Annotated in this window: 30 protein-coding genes, 1 tRNA gene and 2 pseudogenes; 9 read left to right on the top strand and 24 right to left on the bottom strand. The window is 67.8% G+C overall.

Annotation, left to right across the window (positions count from 1 at the left end; genetic code table 11):
• Positions 1 to 58 precede the first annotated feature (58 nt).
• The 3 genes from ACZ4IF_RS02340 to ACZ4IF_RS02330 all read right to left on the bottom strand — a co-directional run bounded on the left by ACZ4IF_RS02340 (position 59) and on the right by ACZ4IF_RS02330 (position 2,846).
• Positions 59 to 286, bottom strand: coding sequence for an FmdB family zinc ribbon protein (locus ACZ4IF_RS02340; protein ID WP_359491000.1), 228 nt, complete (start codon positions 284 to 286; stop codon positions 59 to 61).
• A gap of 298 nt (positions 287 to 584) precedes the next feature.
• Positions 585 to 1,994: a hypothetical protein gene (locus ACZ4IF_RS02335; protein ID WP_467558810.1), complete on the bottom strand. Its 1,410-nt coding sequence runs from the start codon at positions 1,992 to 1,994 to the stop codon at positions 585 to 587.
• Between the two features lie 75 nt (positions 1,995 to 2,069).
• Positions 2,070 to 2,846, bottom strand: coding sequence for a DUF4097 family beta strand repeat-containing protein (locus ACZ4IF_RS02330; RefSeq protein ID WP_467558808.1), 777 nt, complete (start codon positions 2,844 to 2,846; stop codon positions 2,070 to 2,072).
• Positions 2,847 to 3,063: 217 nt separating this feature from the next.
• On the opposite strand from ACZ4IF_RS02330, the gene ACZ4IF_RS02325 reads away from it, so the two are divergent.
• A tRNA-Val gene (locus tag ACZ4IF_RS02325) sits at positions 3,064 to 3,138 on the top strand.
• Positions 3,139 to 3,205: 67 nt separating this feature from the next.
• Here ACZ4IF_RS02325 and ACZ4IF_RS02320 read toward each other — a convergent pair.
• The 13 genes from ACZ4IF_RS02320 to ACZ4IF_RS02260 all read right to left on the bottom strand — a co-directional run bounded on the left by ACZ4IF_RS02320 (position 3,206) and on the right by ACZ4IF_RS02260 (position 11,425).
• Positions 3,206 to 4,360 (bottom strand): tyrosine-type recombinase/integrase, encoded by a 1,155-nt coding sequence (locus tag ACZ4IF_RS02320; protein ID WP_467558806.1) that lies wholly within the window; start codon positions 4,358 to 4,360, stop codon positions 3,206 to 3,208.
• The gene (locus ACZ4IF_RS02315; protein WP_467558804.1) at positions 4,360 to 4,548 is read right to left on the bottom strand and encodes a helix-turn-helix domain-containing protein; all 189 of its coding nucleotides are present in this window, start codon (positions 4,546 to 4,548) and stop codon (positions 4,360 to 4,362) included. Before ACZ4IF_RS02315 ends, ACZ4IF_RS02320 begins: the two co-directional genes overlap by 1 nt.
• The gene (gene repSA, locus ACZ4IF_RS02310; RefSeq protein ID WP_467558802.1) at positions 4,545 to 5,936 is read right to left on the bottom strand and encodes a replication initiator protein RepSA; all 1,392 of its coding nucleotides are present in this window, start codon (positions 5,934 to 5,936) and stop codon (positions 4,545 to 4,547) included. The genes ACZ4IF_RS02315 and repSA overlap by 4 nt, the downstream gene beginning before the upstream one ends.
• Positions 5,933 to 7,480, bottom strand: coding sequence for a DNA cytosine methyltransferase (locus tag ACZ4IF_RS02305; protein WP_467559925.1), 1,548 nt, complete (start codon positions 7,478 to 7,480; stop codon positions 5,933 to 5,935). The genes repSA and ACZ4IF_RS02305 overlap by 4 nt, the downstream gene beginning before the upstream one ends.
• Positions 7,481 to 7,490: 10 nt before the next feature.
• Complete coding sequence (locus ACZ4IF_RS02300) at positions 7,491 to 7,676, bottom strand: hypothetical protein (protein WP_467558800.1); 186 nt, start codon at positions 7,674 to 7,676, stop codon at positions 7,491 to 7,493.
• A 92-nt stretch (positions 7,677 to 7,768) separates the two neighbouring features.
• The gene (locus tag ACZ4IF_RS02295) at positions 7,769 to 8,083 is read right to left on the bottom strand and encodes a SpdD-like protein (protein ID WP_467558798.1); all 315 of its coding nucleotides are present in this window, start codon (positions 8,081 to 8,083) and stop codon (positions 7,769 to 7,771) included.
• Positions 8,084 to 8,106: 23 nt separating this feature from the next.
• Positions 8,107 to 8,262, bottom strand: coding sequence for a hypothetical protein (locus ACZ4IF_RS02290; protein ID WP_467558796.1), 156 nt, complete (start codon positions 8,260 to 8,262; stop codon positions 8,107 to 8,109).
• A gap of 13 nt (positions 8,263 to 8,275) precedes the next feature.
• Positions 8,276 to 8,470: a mobile element transfer protein gene (locus ACZ4IF_RS02285; protein ID WP_467558794.1), complete on the bottom strand. Its 195-nt coding sequence runs from the start codon at positions 8,468 to 8,470 to the stop codon at positions 8,276 to 8,278.
• A gap of 20 nt (positions 8,471 to 8,490) precedes the next feature.
• Positions 8,491 to 9,165 carry a DUF2637 domain-containing protein gene (locus ACZ4IF_RS02280; protein WP_467558792.1) on the bottom strand — a complete coding sequence of 225 codons (675 nt, stop codon included), beginning with the start codon at positions 9,163 to 9,165 and terminating at the stop codon, positions 8,491 to 8,493.
• 75 nt (positions 9,166 to 9,240) lie between these two features.
• A complete protein-coding gene (locus ACZ4IF_RS02275) occupies positions 9,241 to 9,432 on the bottom strand; it encodes a hypothetical protein (RefSeq protein ID WP_467558790.1) in 192 nt (63 codons plus the stop codon).
• A 2-nt stretch (positions 9,433 to 9,434) separates the two neighbouring features.
• Entirely contained in the window at positions 9,435 to 9,638 is a 204-nt protein-coding gene (locus tag ACZ4IF_RS02270; protein ID WP_467558788.1) for a hypothetical protein, read from the bottom strand.
• Positions 9,639 to 9,719: 81 nt separating this feature from the next.
• Complete coding sequence (locus tag ACZ4IF_RS02265) at positions 9,720 to 11,066, bottom strand: FtsK/SpoIIIE domain-containing protein (RefSeq protein WP_467558786.1); 1,347 nt, start codon at positions 11,064 to 11,066, stop codon at positions 9,720 to 9,722.
• A gap of 2 nt (positions 11,067 to 11,068) precedes the next feature.
• Positions 11,069 to 11,425 (bottom strand): SCO3933 family regulatory protein, encoded by a 357-nt coding sequence (locus ACZ4IF_RS02260; protein ID WP_467558784.1) that lies wholly within the window; start codon positions 11,423 to 11,425, stop codon positions 11,069 to 11,071.
• Between the two features lie 179 nt (positions 11,426 to 11,604).
• Between ACZ4IF_RS02260 and ACZ4IF_RS02255 the strand changes: the two genes are divergently transcribed.
• Complete coding sequence (locus ACZ4IF_RS02255) at positions 11,605 to 12,378, top strand: GntR family transcriptional regulator (protein ID WP_467558782.1); 774 nt, start codon at positions 11,605 to 11,607, stop codon at positions 12,376 to 12,378.
• 7 nt (positions 12,379 to 12,385) lie between these two features.
• On the top strand, positions 12,386 to 12,934 hold the full coding sequence (locus ACZ4IF_RS02250; protein ID WP_467558780.1) for a GNAT family N-acetyltransferase: 549 nt from the start codon (positions 12,386 to 12,388) through the stop codon (positions 12,932 to 12,934).
• Here the strand turns inward: ACZ4IF_RS02250 and ACZ4IF_RS02245 are convergent.
• A complete protein-coding gene (locus tag ACZ4IF_RS02245; protein WP_467558778.1) occupies positions 12,907 to 13,872 on the bottom strand; it encodes a nuclease-related domain-containing protein in 966 nt (321 codons plus the stop codon). The two genes, ACZ4IF_RS02250 and ACZ4IF_RS02245, sit on opposite strands and share 28 nt — an antisense overlap.
• Positions 13,873 to 14,411: 539 nt before the next feature.
• Here ACZ4IF_RS02245 and ACZ4IF_RS02240 point away from each other — a divergent pair.
• On the top strand, positions 14,412 to 15,983 hold the full coding sequence (locus ACZ4IF_RS02240; protein ID WP_467558776.1) for a reverse transcriptase domain-containing protein: 1,572 nt from the start codon (positions 14,412 to 14,414) through the stop codon (positions 15,981 to 15,983).
• A 113-nt stretch (positions 15,984 to 16,096) separates the two neighbouring features.
• On the opposite strand, the gene ACZ4IF_RS02235 is transcribed toward ACZ4IF_RS02240, so the two are convergent.
• On the bottom strand, positions 16,097 to 16,267 hold the full coding sequence (locus ACZ4IF_RS02235) for a hypothetical protein (protein ID WP_467558774.1): 171 nt from the start codon (positions 16,265 to 16,267) through the stop codon (positions 16,097 to 16,099).
• A 60-nt stretch (positions 16,268 to 16,327) separates the two neighbouring features.
• On the opposite strand from ACZ4IF_RS02235, the gene ACZ4IF_RS02230 reads away from it, so the two are divergent.
• Positions 16,328 to 16,675, top strand: coding sequence for a hypothetical protein (locus ACZ4IF_RS02230; RefSeq protein WP_467558772.1), 348 nt, complete (start codon positions 16,328 to 16,330; stop codon positions 16,673 to 16,675).
• Between the two features lie 385 nt (positions 16,676 to 17,060).
• A complete protein-coding gene (locus tag ACZ4IF_RS02225; protein WP_467558770.1) occupies positions 17,061 to 17,639 on the top strand; it encodes a hypothetical protein in 579 nt (192 codons plus the stop codon).
• 265 nt (positions 17,640 to 17,904) lie between these two features.
• Here ACZ4IF_RS02225 and ACZ4IF_RS02220 read toward each other — a convergent pair whose 3' ends face one another.
• Both ACZ4IF_RS02220 and ACZ4IF_RS02215 read right to left on the bottom strand, forming a co-directional pair.
• The gene (locus ACZ4IF_RS02220; RefSeq protein ID WP_467558768.1) at positions 17,905 to 18,324 is read right to left on the bottom strand and encodes a tyrosine-type recombinase/integrase; all 420 of its coding nucleotides are present in this window, start codon (positions 18,322 to 18,324) and stop codon (positions 17,905 to 17,907) included.
• A 230-nt stretch (positions 18,325 to 18,554) separates the two neighbouring features.
• Positions 18,555 to 18,815 carry a hypothetical protein gene (locus ACZ4IF_RS02215; RefSeq protein ID WP_467558766.1) on the bottom strand — a complete coding sequence of 87 codons (261 nt, stop codon included), beginning with the start codon at positions 18,813 to 18,815 and terminating at the stop codon, positions 18,555 to 18,557.
• Between the two features lie 1,333 nt (positions 18,816 to 20,148).
• On the opposite strand from ACZ4IF_RS02215, the gene ACZ4IF_RS02210 reads away from it, so the two are divergent.
• Complete coding sequence (locus tag ACZ4IF_RS02210; protein ID WP_467558764.1) at positions 20,149 to 20,316, top strand: hypothetical protein; 168 nt, start codon at positions 20,149 to 20,151, stop codon at positions 20,314 to 20,316.
• A gap of 297 nt (positions 20,317 to 20,613) precedes the next feature.
• Here ACZ4IF_RS02210 and ACZ4IF_RS02205 read toward each other — a convergent pair.
• Both ACZ4IF_RS02205 and ACZ4IF_RS02200 read right to left on the bottom strand, forming a co-directional pair.
• Positions 20,614 to 21,000 (bottom strand): annotated as a pseudogene (locus tag ACZ4IF_RS02205) (site-specific integrase); the annotation flags it as partial.
• Between the two features lie 215 nt (positions 21,001 to 21,215).
• Positions 21,216 to 22,583: a hypothetical protein gene (locus ACZ4IF_RS02200; RefSeq protein WP_467558762.1), complete on the bottom strand. Its 1,368-nt coding sequence runs from the start codon at positions 22,581 to 22,583 to the stop codon at positions 21,216 to 21,218.
• Positions 22,584 to 22,714: 131 nt separating this feature from the next.
• On the opposite strand from ACZ4IF_RS02200, the gene ACZ4IF_RS02195 reads away from it, so the two are divergent.
• Positions 22,715 to 23,308 (top strand): QsdR family transcriptional regulator, encoded by a 594-nt coding sequence (locus tag ACZ4IF_RS02195; protein ID WP_467558760.1) that lies wholly within the window; start codon positions 22,715 to 22,717, stop codon positions 23,306 to 23,308.
• Between the two features lie 385 nt (positions 23,309 to 23,693).
• Positions 23,694 to 23,792 (top strand): annotated as a pseudogene (locus ACZ4IF_RS02190) (NUDIX hydrolase); the annotation flags it as partial.
• Positions 23,793 to 23,892: 100 nt separating this feature from the next.
• Here the strand turns inward: ACZ4IF_RS02190 and ACZ4IF_RS02185 are convergent.
• Positions 23,893 to 24,417, bottom strand: a complete 525-nt coding sequence (locus ACZ4IF_RS02185) for an SMI1/KNR4 family protein (RefSeq protein ID WP_467558758.1) — start codon at positions 24,415 to 24,417, stop codon at positions 23,893 to 23,895.
• A gap of 283 nt (positions 24,418 to 24,700) precedes the next feature.
• Positions 24,701 to 25,000 (bottom strand): DUF4279 domain-containing protein, encoded by a 300-nt coding sequence (locus ACZ4IF_RS02180; RefSeq protein WP_467558756.1) that lies wholly within the window; start codon positions 24,998 to 25,000, stop codon positions 24,701 to 24,703.
• Positions 25,001 to 25,269 lie beyond the last annotated feature (269 nt).

Genomic DNA, 25,269 nt, shown 5'->3' with positions numbered 1-25,269 from the left:
TCCCGGGAGCGCAGCGTTCGCGTACCGCAGGCCCCGGGAAACCGCTCGGACCGGTGGGTCAGCCGCAGCAGCCCCCGCCGCAGCAACCGCCGCCGCCACCGCCGGCGCGCGGCGCGGGGGCAGGTGCGGACGACGACCCGCCCGTGGCGACGGCGACCGTCGACAGGAGCTTCACCGTGTCGTCGTGCCCGGCGGGGCAGTCCGCGGGGGCGGAGGACTCCGCCATCGGGCGGCTGAGTTCGAAGGTGTCGCCGCAGGTCCGGCAGCGGTACTCGTAGCGAGGCATGCGCACAGGTTAGCCCGGGACGGGCGGGCGCGCGGAGTCTCTGCGCCCGCACCGTCGCGGATCGGTTCACCTCGTGAGGGCGGGTCCGTGGCCGGGCCGCCGCGTCGGGAGAGCCGGCCCCAGGTACCTCTGCCCGCGGTGAGGGCACACACCGGCACCCTCTGAGGAAGGGCCGACCCGGCGGAGGGCCTGCCGACACCGGCCGGAGGACCACGCACACCGCCAAGGCGCTGTCGCCCCCTCCGGGGCACCGCCGACCCCGTCCGGGGCACGGCGCAGCGGGCCGCAACCCCGTCGATCAGGCGCCCGCGCCGCGCTCCTCGCGGATCTGGGAGACCACCCGCGCCACCGTCTGCCGCACGGCCTCCGTCTCCGTCAGGAAGTGCCAGTAGTCGGGGTGGCGGCCCTCCAGCGTGGCGACGGCACGGTCCAGCCGCGCGACCGAGTCGTCGAGCGGGCGGGCGTGCCGCGGATCGGGCGTGCTGCGGCCCGCCATGGCGAGCCGCTGGGCGTCACGGATGGCGAAGCGTGTGCGGTCGATCTCCTGCTGCGGGTCCTTGGCGACCGCGTTCAGCCGTCGCAGCCGGTCACCGGCCGCGGACACGGCCTCGTCCGTGTTGTTCAGCAGCGCACGCACCGTGGACAGCAGCGAGGTGGCGTCCGGCCAGCGCTGCTCGTCCCGCGCGGCCCGCGCCTCCTCCAGTTTGAGCTCCGCCTGTCGCACGCTCTCCGCGGCCTGCTCCGGTACGTGCTGGAGGTCCTGCCAGCAGGCGGCCGAGAAGCGGCGCCTGAGCTCGCTCAGCACCGGCTCCACCTGCCCGGACCGCGTGGTCAGCGCCTGCGCGCGGGTCCGCAGCGAGACGAGCCGGTGGTCGATCTCGGCGGCCCGCTCGGGCAGCCGCTCCGCCTCCGCGCGCACCGCCCCGGCCTCCCGCGAGACCCGTTCGGCTCGCTCCAGCGTCTCGGGCACGCCGTGCCGTCCGGCCCCCTGGTTGAGCTTGGTCAGTTCGGGTCCGAGAGCGGCGAGCCGGGCGGCGAGGTCGTCGGCCCTGAGCCCGGAGCCCCGTACGCCGTCCAGCGCGTTCGACGCGGCGAGCAGGGCCTGCCGGGCCCGCTCGACGGCCGGGGCCAGCCGGGCGAGCTGGGTCTCGGCCTTGCCGAGCAGCGGACCGAGCCCCTGCTCGAAGCGCTCCAGGTCGGACTTGACCCGGCCCAGCTCGTCCTTGGCGGCGGTCAGCTCCGTGCGGGCCCGTACGGCGGCCGAGGCCTCCAGGTCGTCCCGGTCGAGGTCGTGGGCGTCCACGGCGGTGATGTACCGGTGGCTGGCCTCGTCGATCCGCCGGCCCAGCGCATCGAAGTCGGCGACCGCGCGGCGCGCGGCGGGGGAGTCGTCGACGGCCGTGATGGTCTCGATGGAGATGCGCAGATCGCGCTGGGCGGTGTCGAGTTCGTAGAACGCTGCCGCGGCGGCGTCCTTGGCTGCCTGCGCCTCGGCCCGCTGGCTCTCGGCACGTCCGCCGAACCACCGCCGGGTACCGCCGCCCGCGAAGGCGGCGGGCAGTGCGAGAACCGCCAGCAGAGGCAAGACGATGAGGGCGAGGGCGTCGTGGGCGGGCCGACGACGGGTCCGGGCCGGCGCCGGTGGGCGGTGTGCCGACCGTGCGCATGGCTCGAACGGCGAGTACGGCTGCGCAGGTGTCGCCGTCACATCCCTCTCCCGTGCTGTCATCCGCCTTGCCCGGCTGTCATTCTCCCACCGGTTGAAGACGAACACACGGGCCGGTCAGTTCGCGGTTCGTACCGTGATCTTTCCGTCGCCGGTGTGGGCGGTGACGACGTGGGAGCTGCTGTCGGCACGGGGCACGGACACCCGTACCGATCCGTCGCCGCTGCCGGTGTTCACGCGGTACGTCGCCCTGGGCAGCGCGATCGAGACGGAGCCGTCCTGGGTGCGGGACTCCACCAGGTCCGGTACGGCGGCGAGTTCGAGCCGCACCGAGCCGTCCTGGGTGCGGGCCCGCACCTGCCGCGAGCCGACACCGAGCGCGTGGATCGAGCCGTCGGCGCTGCGCAGGTCCAGCGGCCCCGAGGAGTCGGACACCCGGACCGAACCGTCCGACGTACGAATGGTCAGCGGCTCCTCGAAGCCGCGCGCCGTCACCCGCCCGTCCCCGTCGTCGACGGTGACCGCGACGCCCCGCGGCACCACGATCCGGTGCCGGGCCGAGCAGTCGGCGACCATGCCCGAGCACTTCATCCGCAGCACGAGCCGGTCGTCGCCCTTCATCGCCCAGGTGACCTCGGGGTCGCCGCCGACGACGACGTGCCCCTGGAACCACCGGGTGACCTCGACCCGGCCGGCCTGCGCGTCGTCCGAGACCACGAGGTCGAGCGCGGAGTCGTCGGAGTCGACGGTGAGGGTCCGGCCGTGCAGGTCGAACGCGCGGTGGTCGGGCTCCTTGTCGTCCCCGGCGGACGCGCCACAGGCGGTGACGGTCGCGACGAGGGCCGCCACGACCCCGGTGACGGCGGCCGCGCGGACGGCGACGGATCGGGCCATGGTGATCTCCCCCTGAGAAGAACGGCGACACGCGCCGGGCCTCTCGGGACGTATCTCCGACGCCCTTCGACCGTACGGACCGGGCCCGTCCCGGGGCATCCGGACGGCTCCCGAATCCGAGGTGGGGATAACCCCCGCCCGCCTTGCGCTCCCGGCGCCGCCCCGATACGGGTTTGCGGGGCACGCCCTCCGGCAATGTAGGCTGTCGACTCGTCCTGGGCGCGTAGCTCAGCGGTAGAGCGCCGCCCTTACAAGGCGGATGTCGGCGGTTCGAAACCGTCCGCGCCCACCAGGACAAAGACCCCCAGCCGATCATGGCTGGGGGTCTTTGACATCCAGATCTGACATCAGCGCCGGGGTTACTCGCGCTGCAGCCGCCGTGTGAGCAGCCGGTCCATGTGGCTGACGGCCTCACGCTGCGTGTCCTGGACGACGTGGGCGTAGACGTTCATCGTGACGGCGATCTGGCTGTGCCCGAGGATCTCCATCACGACGCGGGGCGCCACGCCGGCCGCGGTGAGCAGGGTCGCGCAGCCGTGCCGGGCGTCGTGCAGTCGGATGACCCGCAGGCCCGCGTTCCCGGCGACCCGGGTGAAGGAGCGGTACACGTTGCGCGGCTCGATCGGCCGTCCCGTACGCGTGGTGAACACGTAGTCGCTGTCCTCCCAGCGATCACCCGCACGCTCGCGCATCGCGGCCTGCCGCATCCGCTGGTACCGCAGTGGGGCCACACACATGGCAGGCAACGGGAGCACCTGCCTACGCCGCCGGCCCTTGGGATCGTCCTCGTACGCCTCCCCTCCGACGCGCTGTCGCTGCTTCCGGATCCTGATCTCGCGCTTGTCGAGGTCGACGTCCTGCCACCGGAGCCCGATGACCTCCCCACGACGGAGGCCGAGCGCGATGGAGAGCACGAAGGCGGGGTAGAGCGGATCACGGCGGGCGGCGGTGAGGAAGTCGAGCGTTTCGTCCAGGCTCCAGGGATCGAGGCTGTGGGACTCAACCCGAGGCGCGTCGACGAGAGTGACGACGTTTCTCGCGATCAGCTCCTCACGACAGGCAGCCGAGAGAGCCGTGCGGAGAACCTTGTGGGTCTCCTTCGCGGTAGCGGCGGTGGTCTGCTGCTCCAGTCGGGCGAGGAAGCGGCGGACGTCAGCGACGCTCAGTGACTGCAGCTTCTTCGTGCCGAGCATGGGCACCAGGTAGAGCCGGACGTGGAACTCGTACTTCGCGTACGTGGTCCGCTTCCGTCGGGGCTTGATCACGTTCTCCAGCCAGTACGGCAGCCACTCGGAGAGCTTGGCCGACCGAGTGGGCACGGGCACGCCCTGGTCGACCTTGGCGAGCAGTTCCCGGCGCTTGGTGTCGCACTCCTGCCACGTCTTGCCGTAGGCGAACTTGCGGGCCCGGGTGCCGTCCGGCTGGAGGACGTAGACGGCAGCTTGGTAGCGGCCGTCCTTGCGCTTGGTGATGGTGCCTGCCCCGTTGGGGTTGCGCTTGCGCTGGCCGGTCATCAGGCGGCCTGCTCGATCTGGCCGAGGATGAAGTCCCGCACGGCATCGGCGGGGATACGGCGGGCGCCGTCGATCTTGATCGAGATCAGGCGGTGCGAGCGGATCAGGTCGTAGACCTTGGAGCGTCCGAGCTTGAGCCGTGCCATGACCTCCGGCACGGTCAGCAACTCTGCGGTGACGGTGGTCATGTTGTGGCTCCTTCCAGGGCGGCTTGGGTCTGTTCGTCGCGCAGCGCTTCGCGCGCGGTCTCTCGGTTGAGCTGTAGGTCTCGGGCGATTGAGGCGGCGAGGGCGGACTCGCCAGGGGTGTGGCCGTGGCCGGCGTACTGCCAGTCAGCGAGGACGAGGACGGTGTCCGGCTCGGTGTCGTCCAGGCCGAGGAGCTCGCGTTCCTCGCGGGCCCGGTAGTCGGCGCGTGCCTCGCGCAGAGCGCCCAGCGTGGTCGAGTAGCGGCGGGACTTGGTGGAGAAGTGGCCCCGGAAGCCGAGCATGTGTGCCCAGGCGCGTAATCGCCGATCCGGGTAGAGCGGTTCGAGATCGAAGCAGGCATCCAGCAGGCGCCGGGTGTGTTCCGGGACACCCAGGAGCGCGGCAGCTTCGCGGTTGCCCACCGGGCGATCGAGAGTGCCGGTCGTCTCTGCCGCTTTGGTCGCGTACTTGGCGACGTAGGAGGCGACCGCCTGTTCCGTGAGTACGGAGCCGTCGCCGAAGGCCCGCACTGGGCGGATGTCGAGCTGCCTGCCCCACTGGAAGGTTCGGGCGGGTTGGTCCCCGGCGGCGGGCACGGACACGGAGGCGTACCGGTGGACCGCGGCGGCCCGGATCGAGTCGGCCAGGAGTTCCGTTGTCGCCCAGGCCGGCGGGGGAGTGCTGGGGCCGTCCGGTCCGTCGAGTCGGATCACGGAGTGGAAGTGCACCGCGCCACGCTTCTGGAATTCGGCCACCTTGCCGTAGGAGAGCCGGCAGACCTCTTTCAGCGCCCGTTGAGTCAGCCCCGCGCGTGCAGCGATCTCCCGGTGCAGCCGCTTGACCAAGCGATGCCACAGCTCCCCGGCATGGTTGTTGAACAGCACCGCCCCGGCGTAGTCGTAGCTGTCCGGGTCCAGTGCAGTGCCGAGCGCCGGATCATCCGAGGCATGCAGGACGCCGCAGCGGCAGCGGGCATGGTCGGGCCGGTTGTGGACCGGGCCGAACGAAGGTGCGGTGAAGGTCGCGAACACCCGGGGGTGCTCGCGCACTGTGGCGGAAATGTCGCGGCGATCGTCTCCGGCCAGGCCCGCACGGATCAGGTGGTAGGTGTCGCCTGCGTAGGTGAAGGCGCAGGCCGGGCAGCGGGAGGCACGGCGATTACCGCAGGCGATCCGCAGCCGGCCGCCTGGCTCATGCTCGGTCGAGTACCGGTTGAGGACCTCACCGGTGATCTTGTCCTTCGTGATCGTCCATCCCGCCAGGTGGACAGGGTTGGAGCAGCCTCCGGTGCGGATGATCTGGTCTTCCCAGCGGCGGAAGTCTGGCGAGCCGGCCACTCGCAGTGCATCGCTGAGGGTGGCCGGCTCGTTCAGCAAGTCGGCTGTCACAGAACCTCCAACAGCCGGGAGGCGATCCACTGGGCGACGTTGCTGGGGACGGCGTTTCCGGCCTGCTTGGTCTGCTCGCCGCCGTGGCCGAGGACCGTGTAGTCGTCGGTGAAGCGCTGAGCGCGCAGGTGTTCGCGGGGTGACAGCATCCGGAAGTAGCAGTCTCCGAGGTCGATTTCCTCGTCGAGACCGTCAGCGCCGAGGATGACACCGGCGGACTCGCGAGTTGCGATGGTGTGGAGCGGGTCGGCGGTGGTAGTCGGGTTGCCTTTGCGGTAGGGGATGACGAGGCCGTGGTGGTTGCCACCAGCGGTGATCGAGGCGAGCGGGTCGGCGACGACGCGGGTAGTGGAGCCGCCGCCGCGCAGCTCGGTGATGAAGGGCAGCGGGGTGAGCAGCGCTTCGCTCTCCCGTGTCGTGCGGGTGCGCATCGGACTGGTCACTGTTGCCGCGTCGCGGTTCCAGCTCCCGCCGGTGGGGATCAGCAGTGGCGGAAGGGCGATGCCGTCACCGATCCGGACCGTGCGGGTGGCCAGGGGAGTGGAGAGCGCGGGGATTGCACGGCCGTCGCTCTGGTCGGCGTGGGTGACCGTGATGACGGACGGGACGCGGTGCCTTGCAAGCCCCAGCTTGATCTTGCGGAGTGTGGAGTCGGCCAGAGGGCGCATCTTGTGCTCGCCTCGGTCGGCGATCCGTACACCGGGATCGCTCCAGTCGATCGCGGAGGCGGCCGGGCGGACGTAGGGTTCCACGATCTGGCGGCGGCAGCGGTCGTTGGGGCACCGGTAGTCGTACTGCTGCCGATAGCGGCCGACCGTCCGTCCGTTGCGCCAGGATTGGACAGCCTGCACGTCCAGCTCGCAGCCCGAGCACCACGCCAGCGGACGCACGCTCAGGTCCGGGGTCCGCATGTCGGTGCGGGTGAAGACGATGAAGATCCGGTCGCGCCATTGGGGTGCGTGCGGGTTGCCCTCACCGCCGACGTGGGCAGCGGAGACGGAGACGATCTGCGCCCGGAAGCCGAGCAGTTCCATGCCGTGCAGCCACCAGTGGAACAGCGGCCAACCGGTCGCGAACCGGGGCACGTTCTCGCAGACCACGGCGTCGAAGTTGTGGACCTCGCAGGCCCGCAGGATGTCGTACGCGGTGGCCCGGGTGCGCTCCCACGCCGCGTCTTCCATCGGCCCCTCTTCGAGAAGGGAGAGCTGCCCGGTAGTCGGAGCAGGCTTGGGCCGGGCAACTCCGTCGGCTGGGCTGCCCTCGGTGCAGATGGGGGAGCCGACCAGGACGCGGGCTTTGGGTAGGCGCCGCATGTCGTAGTGGTCTAGATCCACACACAGGTGGTCTGCCTCGGGGAAGTTCGCGGCGTGGGTCTCCACCGCGCGGCTCCAGTGATTGGCGCCCAGGACGACATCGAAGCCGGCGCGGCGGAAGCCATCGGAGTCACCGCCAGCACCACAGAACAGGTGGATGGACGTCGGGCGGGACGTGGCGGAACGACGGATCGGGCGGGCACAGGGGCGACTGTCGGGCGGTCGGCGCATCATCGTTCCGTCACCTCCCGACCGAGGCAAGGACGGTTCGGCGGACCAGAACGAGGCCCGCGCCCTTGCAGGCCCGGCAGTCGACGCGGAGGGTGACGCGGGAGCCGTCGCGGTGGCGGGCACCGGTGGTGACGGCGGCGGAGGCGAAGCCGTCGCAGTCCGGGCAGACACGCGTATCGGGGTAGTGCTGGGGCATGATGGGCTTTCCCTTTCGGGTCCGTTGGATCTGGAAGGTGGAGGCGCCCGGAGCGGACGGAGTTTGCCGACTGAGGCCGCTCCGGGGGCCGTTCAACGGTGAGTGCGCTCGGAGTTGAGCAGAGAGCGCAGGACGACCGCGCACACGGCGACCGAGGCGCCGGCGACCGCCACAGCGAGGAGCATCGAGACCAGTACGACCCCGACGACTAGGACCACGGCCACACCGCCGCCGACCACCAGGGCGAGCGAGCCCGGGGTGAGCTGGACCGTGGGGCGGGTCGGCACCGGAACAGTTGCCGGGGGCGGGGTCTGCGCCTGAGGGGCGATGGCGGTGGCCTGCACCACGTTCGGGCGGATCACGGTGCCGGTGGGGGTCGGATTGGTGGGGATCTTCGGACGGAGCATGACGAGGGTTCTCCCTTCAGGGGTTACTTGATGGCGGTGTCGATGGCCGGGGCGAGAACGCTGTCCGCGAGGAGATAGCCGCCCAGAAGAAGCAGGGCCACGAGCCACCAGGGCGGACGCCAGAGCTTGATGCCGAGCCAGCCGACGACGATCAGGGCGAGCCAGAGCGGGACATCCATCGCGGTGGTCCTCTCAGTCGGCGAGGTGGCAGCGGTGGGTGCGCGCGGCGAGCTGGGCGGCGGACTGGCTCGAGTAGTCGGCCGACCAGCCGCAGCGGTTCGAGGTGCACACCGCGGCGTGCTTGGTGTGGCCGTGCCGGTCGCGGTGGGTGCCGATCTGTACCGGGCCGATCCGCATCACGGAGTGGAAGTGGTCGCGGGCAGGCATGAGCTGTTCTCCTTGTCTGATCAGGTGAGTTGGGCCGCGATGGCGTCGGCCAACGGCGCGGGGACGCCGAGGCGGACGCGCAGGGTGTCGGTGTCGATGTCGGAGCCGGTCCGGGCACGGTGCGCGTCGGCGACCTTTCGGGCGTGGTCGACCAGGGCGGCGGGCACCGCCGGAGCCGGAGCAGCGCCGGGAGTGGACTCGACGGCCGGGCGTTCTGGGGTGGTGCTGACCGGAGCAAATGGAGTGGGGTCCGGGTCGCGTTCGAGTGCCACGCGCATCGGTTCCTTCGGAGCGCCGCCCGAGGCGGTGGCCGCCTGCTCGGTGGTCCTGTCGGTGTGCGCGTTGTGGGCGAGGAGGGTTCCGCCCAGGAAGGCGAGGGCGGGCCAGCCGGCCACGAGGATGCGCAGCCAGGCCGGAACGTCGTGCAGGTCGAGGAGCCCGGCGGTGGCGATGTTCGCGCCGAGCGAGGCGACCAGGGCGGTCACGAACCAGCACCACACCAGGTGGGACGGACCATCAGCGCGCAGCCGGCGCCAGGCCGCCACGAGGAGCAAGTCCACGCTGATGGGGTAGGCCCAGGCTTTCCAGCCCGTCTGTCCGGCCGCTTGGGCGATGTCGTGCAGGTGGGCGAAAGACAGGGCACCGGCGATCACGGCTTGTACGAGTACGGCGTCCAGTCGGATCGAGCGGGTCACGGTCGTCACCTCCTGTCGGGGTTGGCGCCGGGGGACGGAGCAAGGATCAGGTCCGGTCGTCCCTCCCCCGGCGGGTCAGATGGTCGGGGTGTCGCCGGTGCCCAGGCAGGTCAGGCACAGGCCGGTCTGCCGGTCGTCGGTCGCGCGCTTCTTACGGCCGCCGACCTGGACGGTTTCGGAGATCTCGCCGGTGCCCTCGCAGTCCGGGCACCTGGGCGGTTCCGGGGTGGCCGCCTTGCGACGGGTCGGACGTTTGGCGGTGGCCACGGTCACCACCCGCCGGGGTAGTCGGGACCCTGGTCGGGGTTGTAGCCGGGCAGGAAAAGGCCGGGCGGCGGGTCAGGCAGGGAGATCGCCAGGGACGGGCCGAGGAAGTCGATGAACACCGAGTCGGCGCCCGGGGTGTCGGCGTACAGGGCCAGGTCCCCAAGCATCAGCACCGTGCGGTGGAAGTCCTCGCAGTGCTCGCACATCGCCGTTTCCCTTCTTCAGGCATGGGTCGGGTAGGGACAGGGCGCGAAGTCGGTCACGCCGGCCGCAGTACGGGGAGAGGGTCAGGCAGCGGCTGGGGCCGGTTCCTTGACCACTTCGAGATGCGTGAGCGCGGGCCGGAACGGCTCCAACGCGGGCAGGTCCGGGACGCGGTCGGCATGCCGGTTGCAGGTGTTCACGGCTTGACGCAGTGAGGTGTGCGGAGCGCGGATGCGTGCCCATCCGCCGGTGGAATCGCCGGTGATGGCGACGCCGGGCATATCGGTGGGGATCTGGATCGCGGCGAGGACGGCGTCCGGTGCGATGTCGGCGAAGGCCATGTTCGCCGAGGTCTCGTCGTTGACCCGGTGGGCAGTCCGCCCGGTGAGCTGGGCACGGAGCATAGTGATGCCCTTGCCGAGTTCGGAGCCGAAGCGCTGCCCGCACACCTCCAGGTAGATCCCGGCGGCCCGTCCGAGTTGGGCGAGGCGGACCAAGGCGGTGATGATCCGGTCCCGTCGTTTCTCCTGCTCCTTGTTCGCGAAGAGCGCGAGTTCGGCGACCTCATCGATCAGGACGACGACCGGTGTGGGGCGCAGGTCGGCGGGCAGATCCCAGATGTCGGCCGCGATCTCCGCCTCCGGCATCCCGACAGCGACACCCTGATGAGCACGGATCGTCCGGTAGACGGACTCCATGTGATCCACGAGGGCGTCAAGGAGGTCAGCCGCAGCATCCGGGTTGTCGGCCAGGGCCGAGAACCGCCGGGCGAGCGGGAACAGTTCCACACCCTGTTTGCAGTCGATCCCGACCAGGGAGACATCGAGCGGAGCCAGCGCGGCGACCAGATTCCTCTGGTAGACCGACTTGCCTGACTCCGTGGCACCCAGGGTGAGAGCGTGCGGTACCGCTCGGTAGTCGCGGTAGTGCACGGCTCCGTCTTCCCGCAGGGCAACGGGAACCCTGAGCGCACCCGCCTCTGTCCTGGTGGCGGGCATCTGTACGCGCTTGAGTACGTCGTAGCCGGTCATGCTCAGCTCCACGACGCCAGAGCGCAGCTCACGGGAGGTGGCCCCGTACATCGCGAACGAGTGCCGCAGACGGTCCGTAGCGGCGGCGATGTCGAAGGCATCCTGTCCCGCGCGGAGCTTGAGCCGCAGCACCAGCCCGGTACGGGTCGGGCGCAGTCGGCAAACACGAGGGGCGCGGGGACCAGGCACCGGCCGATTGGACATGCGGGCCAGGGCCAGGCGCCAGCGGGAGGGCGGGACGGTCAGCCCGCACGCGTCCATCACCGACCGATAGCGGATCAGGACCCGCAGTACGGCCAGGACGACGCCGAAGCTCATCCAGTACCAGGCCGGACGCCGCCACTTCAGCAGGAGCGCCACGACAACGGTGGCGACGAGGGCGACCGTTAACCGGTCCACGGTCAGGCCGCCTTCGGCTTCGTGGCGCCGGCTGCCAGGGAGGTGACGGCGACCGCACGGAAGGCGATGCCGTGCCGCTTCTGGCCGTTGAAGTCGTTCTCCCACGGACGGGCGATCAAGCCGGTCAGGGCGACCGGGGTGCCCATGGTCAGTTCACCGGAGACACCGGTGTCGGGGAGGGTCACGGTGAGGATCTCGGCGTTGCCGTCGAGGACGAACATCACGTCCACGGTCACCAGCGGAGCACCGGTCTCGGTGTCCGTGGCGATCTCACCGGTACGGCGGTCGCGAACCTTGGGCTGGGGAGGCTGGGCCACCATCACGGAGGCGGCGGAGGTGTCGACAGGGATCTGACGCATCGTGCGTGCTCCTCGGTTGAGAGTCGACGTCAACTGGCAGCAGGCTCAGGCCAGTTGAACTGGCTTGCACCAGTAGAACTGGCTCAAGCCAGTAACGTCAACCCCTTTGTCTCAACTGGCTTGAGCCAGACGATAGAGTGACGTCGTGACGTCGTGACGTCAGCCAGTTAGGAGGGTCGATGACGGATCAGGCCGGCGACAGCAAGCCGCCCAGCCAGCGGATCGCGGACGAACTGCGAGCTGCGATTCAAGGCGGGGAGTACGAGCCCGGGGAGAAGCTGAAGTCTCAGCGCGCGTTCGCGGAGCAGTACGGCGTAGCACGCAACACCGTGGACGAGGCGTTCAAGATCCTCGGCCGCGAAGGACTCGTCACCTCGGAGTGGGGGCGAGGGGTGTTCGTGCGGGAGAAACAGGCACTGATCCGTCTGGGGAATGACAGGTACTCGCCCAAGTACCGGGAAACTGGCCTGTCCCCGTTCCTGATCGAGTGCGCGAAGCAGGGGAAGACCGGCCGGTTCGAAGTGCTCGGCATCGAGCGAGTGAGACCGGATGCCGAAGTGGCCAAGCAGCTCAGGGTGCCTGCCAAGACGAAGTCGGTGTTGCGGCGAGAAAACGTGTTCTACGCGGACGACGACCCCGTTTACCGGGTGACGACGTGGATCCCATGGAGCATCGCGGAGGGTACTGGGCTGCTCCAGGAGGAGGTTCCCCACCAGTACGGCATCCACGGAATTCTCGAAGAGAAGGGCCATGTCATGACCCGGATCAACGACGAGATCACGGCGCGTATGCCCACTCCCGAGGAGGTTCGATACCTCAGCCTGCCGTCTGGAGTCCCTGTGATCGAGGTCGCCCACACCAGCCTTGACCAGGACGGAGAGCCGTACGAGCTGACGAGGTTCGTGATGCGGGCCGACATGAACGGGCTCAGCTACAACGTACCTGTCGAGTGAGGACCAGGTGAGGAGCGAGATGCACCGCGACGCAGCCGGACAGACGACGACCATCCGTCCACGCACGGACGCGGACCTACCGGGAGCAGCGGCGGCACTCGTGGCCGTTCACGCTGTCGACGGATACCCGGTGGAAGGTGTCGATGCCCCGCTGGAATGGCTGAGCCCCGCGGGCGTTCTTCAGGCGTGGGTGGCGGAGAAGGGGGGCGAGATCGTCGGGCACGCCATGCTCAGCCGGCCCCAGGGCGAGGACGCCGTGGAGATGTGGCTCGAGCAGAGTGGCGACACCGCGGACCACGTAGCCGTAGGCGCCCGTCTGTTCATCGCACCCGAGGCGCGGGGCGATGGACTCGGCGAGCGGCTGATGCGGACTGGGTTCGACTACGCCCGGGACCATGGACTACGGGTCGTTCTCGACGTGATGACCAAGGACAAGGCAGCCATCCGGCTCTACAAACGGTTGGGGATGCAGCGTCTCGGCACGGCAAGGCACGCGTTCGGAGAGGGACAGGAGATCGACGCTGTCTGTTACGTCTCCCCAGCACCCGAAGCCTGATCAGGTACCGGAGACGGGTCCGTGCGGAGCCAGGCGCGTTTGTGCCGGGCCACGCCGAACAGCGACTCGACCTGCTCCCGGGTGAGCCGACCGGTCAACGGCGCCAAAGCAGAGACTTCTCGTTCCTGGTAGGTCCGCACGGTGTGCTGCGTCGGTGCGCGGACCACCGAGGCGACATCGACGAAGGCGAGGACGGGCACTACATCAGGTGTGAAGCCGGCGTAGCGTTCCAACACCCGTCGCACATAGGCGGCTTCGGCCTTGCTCGCCGCAGGGTACGGGTGCGGGGAGCCGTTGACCTTGGCTACCTCGTCACCGACCCAGACCGAAGCACCGGGGTGCCGCTTCGTGTTGAAGACGAACACCCCGCCGGGACCGATCAGCAGGTGATCGATGTCCCCGCCATTGCCCTTGGGGATACCGTGCAGGACTCGCCAGCCATGAACGGTGAGACGTTCCAGCTCACGGCCCACCCTCTTTTCCCCTTCAAGGCCATCGAGCCACGACTCCCAGCCCGATGGGCGCTTCAGCAGCTTGGACCAAGCCCGCGCGACAACCGACGGTCCACGGACAGCCATGTCGCTAAGAATCGCTGCACCAGGAGGGTTCTTCGCCAGGTCGTCGGCAACGGTGAGTTCGGGCAGCGACAAAGGGCGTCGATCACGCCGGGGCTTCGCCGGGGGTGACGACTGCTGAGGCGGCTCGGCCGGCCGAGGCCGACGAGGAGGCGACGAGGCCGGGCGATCCGTGCGCACTGTCACCGGATCACCAAGCTGTTGGCGGAGTAAGGCAACAGCCTCATGGCGATGCTCAGCAACCTTGACGGTGATGACCTTGGAATCCCGGTCCGCCCACGCAACGGGCGTGCCGTCCGGCAGGTTCACGTAGAGCCTGTCCTTGCCGTGCCGCTTCCACGGATTCACCGTGAGGTCTGACATCGGCTCCGCCCCCCAAGTGCGCCTTTGCCCCAGCACTCATGGCAGCAGCCGGCGATGCCCCTGTACAAGGGCGCCATGCGGCCAAACTTTCCCTACTTCATCAAGGCCCGCGCACGGCGCGGGCGCGCGCCGCCTTGCCGGCGGGGCCGCCGCCCTGTCTTCGCCAGCGGCGGCCCCGCCCGGCGGCGCGCTAGCGGCAGCGGGCTGGAAGTGGGAGACACCCCCTGTGGCTGGGACGGTCGGCTCCACGGCTTTAGGCAGCCACTTTGGGGCGAGCCTCTAAGATCATGGCCCCAACGTCGTGCTTTACGGGCAGGTCCACAGACTGCCCGACTCGCGATGAGCTTACGGGGCCATGATCACTCGCCCCAAAGCAGCTCCAGCCCAAAGCCGCTCCGCCGACCTAACCGGAAGCCTGCGACCAGAGCCGACAGGCAGGAAAAGCCCTGCCCTGTGCCTGACGCCGCACGCTAAGTTATTCTCGATGCACAGGGTCATCGCGCACATTGTATCGGTAGCTCAGGTCAGGGGGGGGGCTAATGAGTTTTGGGCTTGACGCGAAGAAGGCTGCGGACATCTGCCAGACGGAAATGTATGGAGACTGGTACCGGGACCCCTGGGGGTGGCCCGAACTGTCTTGGGTGATGAAGAATCCGCAAGAATTTCCATGGTCGGAGATCGTGCACCGAGACGGCAATATTACACTGCGACGGGAGCCTAGGTTCGAACCTACTGTCGTGCCGAAAAGTCGCCTAGGGGTACGTCCGGCCGTAGTGATGTCGCTAGACGTAAGGATTGCCTATGCGGCAGCTATTGCGCAGGTAGCCTCAAAACTTCACGCCAATCTGCCCGAATGGGTTTACGGCTGGCGATTGCGCAAAGAGAAGAAATTGGCCAATAATGGCGACGAATGGAAGAATTATTCTTCATTCTTTCACAACCCTTCACTGATGGAAGGATATGCACTACAGACGGATATTACCTCCTTCTTCGCTTCCGTTGATGTCAATAAGGCGGTAGATGTCGTCTATTCCGAGGCGGGCGATTCTGCCGGTGCGCGCCTAATTGAAAAGATCGTTCGATCTCATCACGAGCTTGCATCCAGAAATGGGCTTCCTCAGCGAAGTTGGCCATCCGCCATCCTGGCGAACCGGTACATGGCTCCACTCGACAACCTGATTTCGCAGAGGTTGTCTTCAGGTCAACTGACAGGGGCAGTCAGGTGGATGGATGATATTTACGTCACCGGAGAAGAGGCGACGCTCTATAAGTTCTTCCTCGACTTCCAGTCTCGCGTTCGAGAGTTGGGTCTTGAGGCCAACGCCTCGAAGAGTCGCCTGGGTCGCCTTAAAGAGATCCGGCATGATGTGCTTCTAGAGGGCCTTCAAGAAGTGCCGATCCCAGTGAAGAAGAGGATTCAAATACTAGAGAATGGATCCGATGTCGTTGAAGCCGCGGTCGAGGAGATGGATATCGAATGGCTCAGAAAGCTAGAGGGTGCAGCTCTGGAAAGGCCGTTCAGTCAATCTTCTGCCACGATCAAGGTGATCCTGAAAACTCTCAGGAAACATAAAGAGTATGGGAATTTCGATCGATGGCTCGAGTTTGCGGAGAAACTCTCCCACGTTGCAGACGCGCTGGGCAGGTACTTCCGCGATGCCGTTAAAGAAGACCCGCACAGAATGGGTGCCTACTGCGATTGGTATAGTGGCTACCGTGCAACCGAATGGGCGGCAATCCACTGGTCGTCTGCTCAGTTCGCCTTGGCTATCCCCAGCTCCAATAGGCTGCCAGCATATCGAGAAGTGATGGCGGAATGGTTGGAAAAGGGTTCTGACCTACATCAAATTTCGGTGGCGGCACAACGCCTGGCTCAGATTGACCCCACCGCAACTAAGGACATCATTCGTCGACGTCTGGATGATGAGGCGCGCCCTATTTTCCAGCGAGTCTATTCTTTGGCTCTAATGAATGCGCGAGATGAGAGGTTGTTGATTTCACGTACCATCAAGCAGGATGCCAGCAACGTGGTAACTCGGGAATGGTTGGAAGCTAACAACTATGCGGCTCCTAAAGTTTCTGCGGACTATGACTCGGTTGCCACCGGGTAGCGGTCAGGATTGCGCGCGCTTCTGGATCGGTCGGCGCACGTCACCTTGGCTGGGGTGAACGGAACAGCGTCGTGAGCCGTTGACGCTCGTATCCGCCCGTTCACCGCTCCGGGTCAACCTGCGATGGGCAGCTGCTCGTGGCGGTGCCAGATCAGGTACCGGTCCTCGCGGCGCAGCTCCGCGGAACCCCACTCAATGCGCATGATGCCCTTCTCCATGGAGCAGGCGTAGGCGACGAGGACGAGCCGCACGTCTTCGGGAAGCAGCTCCAGGTCTGGATGCACCTCGGAGTCCTCAAGTTCCCCCCAGTCCAGGTCAAATGCCTGCTGCAGAGGAGGCGGGCCGTGGCGTCGGATCAGGTCTGCTCGGAAGCCTGTGGCTCGACGGAGACGTGCAGCCGTGACAGGCACATCCTTCTTCGCGTACCGGAGGGGGTAGATCAGGTGGCCGCGGACAAGCATCATCGTGCGTCCTTGAAGGCGCACTGGTTCCCCGAGTCCGGAGATGCCGGCGGCCAGTTCCTCGTATTGCACAGCGTAGAGGCCATGTCCGTAGGCTTCGAGCGTCTGGGTATGGACGCCCTCCTGCCCGGTGCGGGCCCGATCATGAGCCCGGACGAGGGAGGCCGGGAGGATATCGGCCAGTTCGCTGGCTATGTCCCCGAAGGTCTCACGTGCCCACTGACTGGCTGAACCCACAACTACCGCCTTTCCCTGGTGGTCTTGCAGGCACCGAGCAGCGTCCACCTAAACCGTGCTGCGCCCAGGCGAGTCACACAAGGTCGCAAGCAGCGCACAGGGGAGCGCACACCACCTGAACAGGGTTCACCGCACGTACCGCTCGCGTGCCAACAACAGCGGACGCCCTCCCGGCCCGATCGCTCGCGGTGACGGCAATCCTGACGGCAACGACTGCGGACGGCAGCGACCTCCAGCAGTCCAGCGCGGTGCTGGCGTAGTGCCGATCGGGTCGAAGCACCAAGGGCCGCATCTTCATGAGCGCTTGGCCGCGGTTTGAGTGTTGCCAGGGTGCGTAGCGTGTGCGCGGAGATCGCTGCTGATGCGCACGGTGACTTCAATGCCTGCCGAGACGACCGGCACAATGCCTGCCATGGACACTGGGGGCGTAGCACTGGTGGGCGCGTGTGCAGGAGTGCTGGGGGCAGCGGTCGGGGCTGCTGGGGCGATCTTCTCGGCCATCATCAGCGGCCGGAGTCAGAGCCAGGCGCAACACTCGCATTGGCGTCGACAGGTGCGGAGGGATGCCTACAAGGATCTGCTGCGTGTGGCCAATGCTGTGCGCAGGGAGCTAGCCCCGAGAAGTAGCGCCCTCGGGCAAGGCGCGCGTTTGCCCGGCACGTTCAACACCAGTCAGCTGATGGCCGAGCTATGGGATGCCAGCATCACCGTTCAGCTTGAGGGCCCTGCGAGAGCCGCCGTGGTAGGCCGCGAACTCGCGTACGCCCTTGGCGACTGGAACGGAGCTGTGCTGATGCAGCATCATGCTGGGGAATTTCAGCAGCGTCACCCCGAACTAGAAGCCCTTCCCACAGACCTTATGGCTTTGAAAGGGGAAGTCGAGGAGCTGCTGACGAACTTCACGCTAGTAGCTCGTGACGCTCTCGATGAGGGAGACGAGGTGCGGCCCGGGCGGTGACCCCAACATCGAGGGGCGGTCTGACATCCACAGCTGACATCAACGACGCCGGACGGGGGCGTACACCAGCACCCCTGCCTGGCCGTCGTTCCAGCCGACGGCAGCAGTCAGAACCGGCTCGAATCGAACTTACAAGGCGGATGTCGGCGGTTCGAAACCGTCCGCGCCCACCAGTTCCAGGACATGGGAAAGGCCCAGGTCAGCGGGTGGGAGTCCGCGAGCCTGGGCCTTGGTCGTTCTCGGCCGCTGAGAGCTGTCGTGCCACTTACGTGCCGGATGGGCCGCGCGGAGGCCGTTTCACCTTCTTGGTCTGATCGTCCACGTAGTCGGCGATCTGGTGATCGCGGCCGTTGGCGAGGTGCTGGTAGACCAGCGCGGCCCGCACCGGCGAGTGGCCCATCCGGTGCATCAACTCGCGGGTCGTGGCGCCGCCGGTCGCGGTGAGCGTGTTGCCGGTGTGCCGGAGGTCGTGGAAGTGGACGTCACCCGGCCCGGTCGCAGTGAGGGCGCGGAGCCAGATCCGCCGGAAGTCGTTCCGGCGCAGGACACCGCCGCGGGCCCCGACGACGGCCGGGAGCACCAGGACGCGGCAGTGCGGCGGGACCGCGTCGGCGAGCCGGTACACCTCGGGCACGGAGAGGAACGGCCGCTCGGTGTGGGGGCTTGCTCTGTTGTCGGTGACCATCGGCACGAGCCGAAAAGCGTCCCGCGTGAATTCCCTGCTTCTCGTGTGTGGTTCAGCGTCCGCTTGCTGCCGGTACGCGCTGTGCACACCCCCAACTGCACCGCATGGCCTGGTAGTTCGCCCCTAGCCAGTGCCGCGGTAGGCAACGTTTGCCCGTCAAGGAGCGGCGTCCGGTGCGGCGAGAGTGCGTGCCGGGCGTCGCGATGGGGCGAACGTTGCCTGCCGCGGCACTAGGACGGTTCCGGTTCCTTCGCGGGCGCCCTCGCGGCCATCTGCCGGTTGTCCCGCCACACGACGGCGGATGCCGTCAGGAGCAGGAACGTGGCCGTGACGCTCAGCCAGACCTGATGCCAGATGATCGAGGCATAGCCAGCCTCTACACCGACGACGTTCAACACCAGGCCGAGGCATCGAACCCACCGGCGCTTGATCATCTGCGCCACGATCATGCCCGCGCCGAGAACGGCGAAAATGACGACCCCCACGATCATCGCGCGATCGTACGGGCGCCCCGGTTCCGTCGGGGACCCCGCCGCCGGACATGATCCGGCAAAGAAACCGTGGTGGGGCCCTTTCGCGGAGGGGCGCGGCGCCGGTGCACCGTCCATCCTGCGGTGTACGCCCGCTGTCTCCACGACAGCAGTGTCAGACAGCAAACCGAGGACGGAACCGTCAAGCATCAAGTGACGTCAGCGCGTCAAGCATCAAACGAAGTACGACATACCGATCGCCAAGGGCGGTAGAACCTTCCCTACTTCATCAAGCCCCGGCTGCGCTCCGCTCCGCCGGGCGGCCTTCCCGGCTCCACTCGGCGCGCCGCTTCTGCCTCCGGCCCGCTCCGCCCCGGCCGCGCCGACGCCCGCCCACTGGACAGGCCCGGAGGTCATGATTCGAGCACCCGACGTATCCGGCCCACGGTCACAGACGATGCGTCCGGCGGGGACGACCGGCACCGGGTGGGAGGGGGCGCCGTTCCCGGCCGCGGGCACATCGTGGCGAGCGTGGTGGGCTCCCGTCCCGTCCACGATCGACCCAGGCAGAGCCGAGCAGACGCGGCCCATGGCGTCCAGGTCGTACGTACAGTGGCCCGCTCCACCTGGACGCCATGAACCACGCCCGCTCCACGGTGTGTGGGTCGACGGCGGACGGGATGGGAGCCGGGGGAGAGTGGTGGGTGAGGTTGTGTCAAATGCTGGCCTGGACCTATTGGCCGAGAGGCAACGCCCTGCTTTACTTCGCGCATGTTTTCGGCGATCTGCACAGGCCTCGGCGTGCTACTCGGGACTGTGCTCTTCCGTAGGCGAGCGAAGCAGGCTATGGCTCGGGCCAATGCTGGGCAGGCAGTCCACTTCCCGATCGGGGTCAAGCGGCCGGACGTGGGTCACCGATGGCACTTGGGCCGAGTGCAAGCCAGTGCTGAAGAGTTCCGATGGGAACCTCGCTGGCCGTGGACGCGGCTGCGTGAACTCCCGGCAGACCTGCAGTGTGTCCGCACACGTGAAACGACCCTCCGCGAGATGCTGCGGCTCCCGGACGGCGCCATGGTGATCGAGTGCGAATCCTCTGATGGACCCGTGTGGCTATGGGTCATGCCCGTGCAGGTGAAGCACGTCATAGGGATGATCCGGCGTGGCTGGTGACTGTGCCACTCTCGTGTGGGTCCGGACCAGAGTGATGGACGTCCCACAGCTGCCACCAGCGAAGCTCCAGGTCAGAGGCCTCGGAGCATACGGGTTTCCATCCAGGGGTGGCAGTCAGGCAAGATGCGGTGTTTCTTGACGTGTCCGGCCTGCACGTCGTCAGGCAAGCAGTTCGGGAGGCCTCATGAGCACTGTCCACGTACGCATCGGCGACTACCGGACCAAGTACCACACTGACGCCGACTGTCCGTCGCTGAACGGGAAGCAGGACACCTACATGGGTCAGGAGTCGATGTCCGAGGACCAGGCCAAGGAGCAGGGGCTCACAGCCTGCCGGCACTGCAAGAGGTAGCTGTGCCGGCGCCCCGGCCACCTCTTCGTCGCCGAAGTACCGACGGCCATAACAGCAACGACAACAGACGCCGGCGGTGCTGAACGGCCCGGCACGATGGCGGCAGGGTGAGGCCGGGTCGTCTCGCCAAGCCGTGCTCGCCTCTGCTAAGCGCTTGGCCACTCGAACGTGCCACAGTCGTGCCACATCGGGCGGTCAACCACGGTCAACGACGGTTCGCCGCAGTCGAGATGCGCGAGCGACCTGGGCTGTTGCGAGAGCCCGTGCGACCTGGGCTCAAGGGCTACCCCGTCCCTCCTGCCGCATCCGCTGGTACCGCAGCGGTGCCACGCACATGGCAGGCAATGGCAGCACGTGCCTAGGACGTCGGCCCTTGGGATCGTCCTCGTACGCCTCCCCACCTACCCGCTGTCGCTGCTTCCGGACCCTGATCTCGCGCTTGTCGAGGTCGACGTCCTGCCACCGGAGTCCGAGGACTTCCCCACGACGGAGGCCGAGCGCGATGGAGAGCACGAAGGCGGGGTAGAGCGGATCGCTTCGGGCGGCGGCGAGGAAGTCGAGCGTTTCGCCCAGGCTCCAGGGATCGAGACTGCGGGAGTCGACGCGAGGCGCATCGACGAGGGTGACGACGTTCCTGGCGATCAGCTCCTCGCGGCAGGTGGCCGAGAGAGCTGCACGAAGAACCCAGCTTGGTCAGCCGGTGCCTATCCGTCTCAGTTTCCGTCTTATTCAGCAACGGCCACCACCGTTCACGAGAGTCCGGCCGCCAGCTCGTACTGAGCACCTGGACGAGCATGAACACAGGTGAACGCCCGGGCACGCAGCTCACAGGACCCCCAACAGGCTTGTGCTGCGTGCACTCAGCGAGCCGGCCGCCCAGGCCGGCTCGGCCTGATAAGTCAGCGGGAGCCGCGGGGCGGAGCCGCGGCCGGGTGGCCGAGAGCCTCGAACGCTGTCGTGTTCGTGTACGTGCCGGTGGGCAGGTAGTCGCCCATGACGGCGCGCTCGTCGCCGGGAGCCCTGGTGTCCTGGACGGCGTGGTGGAAGTCTGCGGAAGGCAACATGTTGCGCAGGATGAGCATGGTGTCGTCCGGGTGTCCGGCGCCGTCTCCCTTCGGGGACAGGCTCAGCCAGTTGACGCCATTGGCGGCGGTGGCGTTGTCGGGCCGGTCCTGCGGCAGGCTCAGCACGATCGTGTACCTGCCGTGGCTGTCGGTCAGCACATGTTCGTCGTCCACGCAGGCGACCGCGCGGGTGGTGGCATAGCTCTCGTTGGAGCACAGTGACCAGTAGCGCAGGTCGGTGTGCGTGGCCATGCGGGGCTCGCGGTTGAGGGTCGCGGAGGTGACGGGCAGTTTGCCCCGCAGGACCAGCACGTTACCGAAGGCGCGGCTGACATAGGTGTCGACGTACTGGTTGTCGCGGTTGGAGTACTGGCCTCCGGTCCGGGCGGGCGTGCCGTCGCAGGCGCCTTGGTAGACGCAGGCCAGGCTGAAGGCGGAGTTGTAGAAGGCGTGCCAGACGGGCTGCGCATCGGCGGGGAACCCGGTCGGACGGTGGGACTGGTCGCGCAACGCCAGATAGCTCTGCAGGGGCAGGGTGGCCAGAGGCAGTAGGCTCCGCGACGCCGCGACTGCTTGGCACAAGGCCGGACCCGTCACGGTGGAGCCGTCCACCAGATGCAGGGTGGGGCGAGGCAGACCGGCACCGCCAGTGGCGTCACGACCGCGGTCGGGCAGGTAGACGCGGTAGATCAGAGCCATCGTCGACTGCCCTGCCACGCCGGCGTAAAGCGTGTTCCCGGCTCGTCGCGCCGGGTCCGTGGGCGCGGGGTCGCCCACGACCGTGACGCGGTACGAGCGGTGGGAACCAGACGCGCGCAGGGCACCCGGGAGATAGGGGTTGGACGAGCCCGCATCCGGCCGGGTGGAGACATCGTTGAGCGCATCGGTCGGCCCGTGCGTGACCATGTCGTAGCTGTTCAGTGACTGGTAGCGGGCGTGGGCGTACTCGCCATCGAAAGTGAGCCGGGCGCCTGCGGGCAGAGTCAGCTGTGCGGACCAGTAGCGGGCTCCCGCGTCAGGAAAGGCGTAGTTCTGGGCAGGATCGTCGACCATGCCGGCCGGCCCCTGCCACAGGCAGTCGGCCGCCTGCGCGCCCGCGCTCTCGTCGGCGCCCCCACGGGCGTGGGCGGGTGCGACGGTCAGGGCGGCGCTCGTGATCAGAGCGCAGGTCAGGGTGCCGAGTGGAGCGGGGAGCAGGCGCACGCGGACTCCTCCTTGAGTCTCGATGGCCCCGCATCCGCGAGGCTCCCGAGACGCTAGAACCCCGTGGGACACTCGTCAATAGTGTTTCATTTGATTCAGGTGCACAATCTGTGCCGCTCTACGATGGTCCGGTGAAGTCCACTCCGGATTCCGAGCCCGTGCTCCCCCGGCTGCAACGGCCGACGCGTGAGCTGGCCGTGCAGTACGCCCGGCGGGTGTTCCTGCACGGTGAGCGCGTAGACATGCGTACCCTGGCGGCAGCCCTGGACGTTGGGCGCAGCACGCTGTACCGATGGGTCGGTGACCGTGAGGCGCTGCTGGCCGTGATCCTGGCGGAGTTGAGCGCCGAGAGGTGGCAGACGGTGTCGGAGGGCAGCGCCGGTGGCGGAGTGCGGGGGGCGCTCGCCGATATCCGCCGGTTCATGCAGGTGACGTCCGACGACGGGCCGCTGCGGCAGTTCGCGGAACAGGAACCCACCGTGGCCCTGCGCGTACTCATGGCCGAAGCAGGCCGGGTGAACGCCGCGCTGCGCGCCGGCGTGACTGCCTGCCTCACAGCGCACGGCGTGAACGGAGTCGACACACGGACGGTGGAGATCATCGTCCAACTCGGCACCGCGCTGCAATGGACCCCGATCGTGATCGGCGAACCGCCCGCCATCGACCGTGCGATCACACTGATCCAGCACCTGCTCGACGAACCGGCATCACCACGCCGACCGTAGCCGGTCAGGAGGTCCCCCGTCCCGCTACACGATTCAGCGACCACAGCAACCGGCAGCGCCCCACGCCGGCCACCATGGGCTTCCCGGCAGCCTGTGTGACCCTCGATGACCGATCTCTGTAGGTTACGGATCTGAAGGTTCTGACATCCACGGCTGACATCAACGGGGTCGGACGGTGGTGCACAACGGCACCCGGGCCCGGCCGCTGTGCCGGTCGACGGTCCCACCAGAAGCGAGCCGGGATCGAACTTAGTAGGCGGATGTCGGCGGTTCGAAACCGTCCGCGCCCACCAGTTCCAGGACATGGGAAAGGCCCAGGTCAGCGGGTGGGAGTCCGCGAGCCTGGGCCTTGGTCGTTCTCGGCCGCTGAGAGCCGCCGTGCCGGCGCATGTCCGAGGTCTTCGCGATCCGGCTTCTGGACGCCTTGGACGCCTTGGACGGCAATGGCCCTCATGTTCGGAGCCACGACGGCAAGCGCCTCATCAATGGCCAGGTTCAGCTGAGTCCTGACGGTTCGGGTTCACCGGCAGCTAGAACATCTCTGGTCGGACAGCGGGCCACCGGATGACGGTATGCGAGCCGAGTCAGCGGCAGAGCTCCATGATGGTGTCATCGAAGTCCGGGAACTCCCGGGCGGCCTGCTCAATGACGGCAGCTGCCGACTGTTGCCGGTCGGCCGCGAATCGTTCCGCGACGGCCACCAGTTCGTGATTGAGGGACGGCGTCCACTCGGGAGCGTACGAGGTGGCTGCTTCCCAAGGTCCGAAGCCGCCGGCCAGCAGCCACAAGAAGGCACCCAGATCACGCGCCACGACACCGGTCTCGCCCTCGGAGCCGAGGAAGACCACAGGCTGATCGACGAGTGGACGGCTCGGGCGGATCAACCAGAACCCCGCGTATCCGCCCGAGCCGTCCTGGCCGAACAAGCGGAAGCTGTCGCCGCTCAGCTCTGCGTTGCCAGTCCAGGCCCGGAACCATTCGGTGGTCTCCTCCGCAGACAGGAAGGCTGGGAAGGGTTCGAAGTCGACCCCATCGCCGCCGTTGTACTCGAACGGAGTCGCCAGCGCGGCGGCGAGGGCGGCGGGCAACTGCCGATCGGTAGGAATCACGCGGACAGGCTAGTGCCGCGGCAGGCAACGTTTGCCCGTCGAGGAGCGGCGTCCGGTGCGTGCTCTCGGTGTGCCGGCCGGAAGTCCTCGTACTGGATGTACTTGGGCTTTCGGCCGGTGCGGCGAGAGTGCGTGACGGGCGTCGCGACGGGGCGAACGTTGCCTGCCGCGGCACTAGCCACCACTGATGTCTCAGGAACATGCCCATGCACAGCCGCGCGCTTTGCTCGCCAACCTTCCGGCGTCAAGTGCCTCCGGAAGGACGTCCGTCCTGCTGGTGCCCTCACTCCGGTGTCATGTCGTACTCGTCGATGTCCAGTGCTGCCCCGGTGGCAGTGAGGAATCCCAGCACGTCATGATCCAGGTGCCAGCCGAATGGATCGGGCTGATCCGACGCGGCAGCCACCTGGGGCGCATCGTCGTCGTTGAAGTACCGCACGATTTCAAGCACGGCAGCGCCGCCTTCTTCCTCCTCGGCTGACAGCCTCGCTGCGACTTCGGCGATGCGATCCGTGTGTGGTCGGAGTCTGTCCGGCATCCGCGCAATCTGCTCGTCAACCCTCAGGCCGGGATCACGACACACGATCTTCCACCGATGGCCGGCCGGGTCGGCGGACCCGTGCTACGGCTTCCGCGTACGGTCGTCTCATCCGGCCCGATGCCCAGCCATGCGGTGATCTCTTGCGCGGTTGTGCTGTTGCTCGTCAGAGCAAAGTAGACGGTAAACACCCTGATGGGCCGGTCGGCTCCGAGGCTCTGGGCAGTCTCGAAGCCGACCTCTCGCCGTCGTCGACCGCGGGCCGGCCTGACGGGTCACGTAGAGCGACTGGCAGGCTCAACGGCCATCCGCCT

The organism is Streptomyces sp. NPDC025784 (assembly GCF_055558435.1).
Note: the sequence above shows the minus strand (reverse complement) of the source record. Positions and strands in the feature narration are given on the sequence as shown.

Excerpts from the sequence above, each read along its gene's own strand:
- ACZ4IF_RS02245 (WP_467558778.1), bottom strand. The coding sequence starts at position 13,872 with ATGTCAGACCTCACGGTGAATCCGTGGAAGCGGCACGGCAAGGACAGG.
- ACZ4IF_RS02305 (WP_467559925.1), bottom strand. The coding sequence starts at position 7,480 with ATGCGCCGACCGCCCGACAGTCGCCCCTGTGCCCGCCCGATCCGTCGT.
- ACZ4IF_RS02290 (WP_467558796.1), bottom strand. The coding sequence starts at position 8,262 with ATGGATGTCCCGCTCTGGCTCGCCCTGATCGTCGTCGGCTGGCTCGGC.
- ACZ4IF_RS02270 (WP_467558788.1), bottom strand. The coding sequence starts at position 9,638 with ATGTGCGAGCACTGCGAGGACTTCCACCGCACGGTGCTGATGCTTGGG.
- ACZ4IF_RS02285 (WP_467558794.1), bottom strand. The coding sequence starts at position 8,470 with ATGCCTGCCCGCGACCACTTCCACTCCGTGATGCGGATCGGCCCGGTA.
- ACZ4IF_RS02295 (WP_467558798.1), bottom strand. The coding sequence starts at position 8,083 with ATGCTCCGTCCGAAGATCCCCACCAATCCGACCCCCACCGGCACCGTG.
- ACZ4IF_RS02340 (WP_359491000.1), bottom strand. The coding sequence starts at position 286 with ATGCCTCGCTACGAGTACCGCTGCCGGACCTGCGGCGACACCTTCGAA.
- ACZ4IF_RS02315 (WP_467558804.1), bottom strand. The coding sequence starts at position 4,548 with ATGACCACCGTCACCGCAGAGTTGCTGACCGTGCCGGAGGTCATGGCA.
- ACZ4IF_RS02255 (WP_467558782.1), top strand. The coding sequence starts at position 11,605 with ATGACGGATCAGGCCGGCGACAGCAAGCCGCCCAGCCAGCGGATCGCG.
- ACZ4IF_RS02210 (WP_467558764.1), top strand. The coding sequence starts at position 20,149 with ATGAGCACTGTCCACGTACGCATCGGCGACTACCGGACCAAGTACCAC.
- ACZ4IF_RS02240 (WP_467558776.1), top strand. The coding sequence starts at position 14,412 with ATGAGTTTTGGGCTTGACGCGAAGAAGGCTGCGGACATCTGCCAGACG.
- ACZ4IF_RS02220 (WP_467558768.1), bottom strand. The coding sequence starts at position 18,324 with ATGGTCACCGACAACAGAGCAAGCCCCCACACCGAGCGGCCGTTCCTC.
- ACZ4IF_RS02320 (WP_467558806.1), bottom strand. The coding sequence starts at position 4,360 with ATGACCGGCCAGCGCAAGCGCAACCCCAACGGGGCAGGCACCATCACC.
- ACZ4IF_RS02260 (WP_467558784.1), bottom strand. The coding sequence starts at position 11,425 with ATGCGTCAGATCCCTGTCGACACCTCCGCCGCCTCCGTGATGGTGGCC.
- ACZ4IF_RS02225 (WP_467558770.1), top strand. The coding sequence starts at position 17,061 with ATGCCTGCCGAGACGACCGGCACAATGCCTGCCATGGACACTGGGGGC.
- ACZ4IF_RS02330 (WP_467558808.1), bottom strand. The coding sequence starts at position 2,846 with ATGGCCCGATCCGTCGCCGTCCGCGCGGCCGCCGTCACCGGGGTCGTG.
- ACZ4IF_RS02300 (WP_467558800.1), bottom strand. The coding sequence starts at position 7,676 with ATGCCCCAGCACTACCCCGATACGCGTGTCTGCCCGGACTGCGACGGC.
- ACZ4IF_RS02215 (WP_467558766.1), bottom strand. The coding sequence starts at position 18,815 with ATGATCGTGGGGGTCGTCATTTTCGCCGTTCTCGGCGCGGGCATGATC.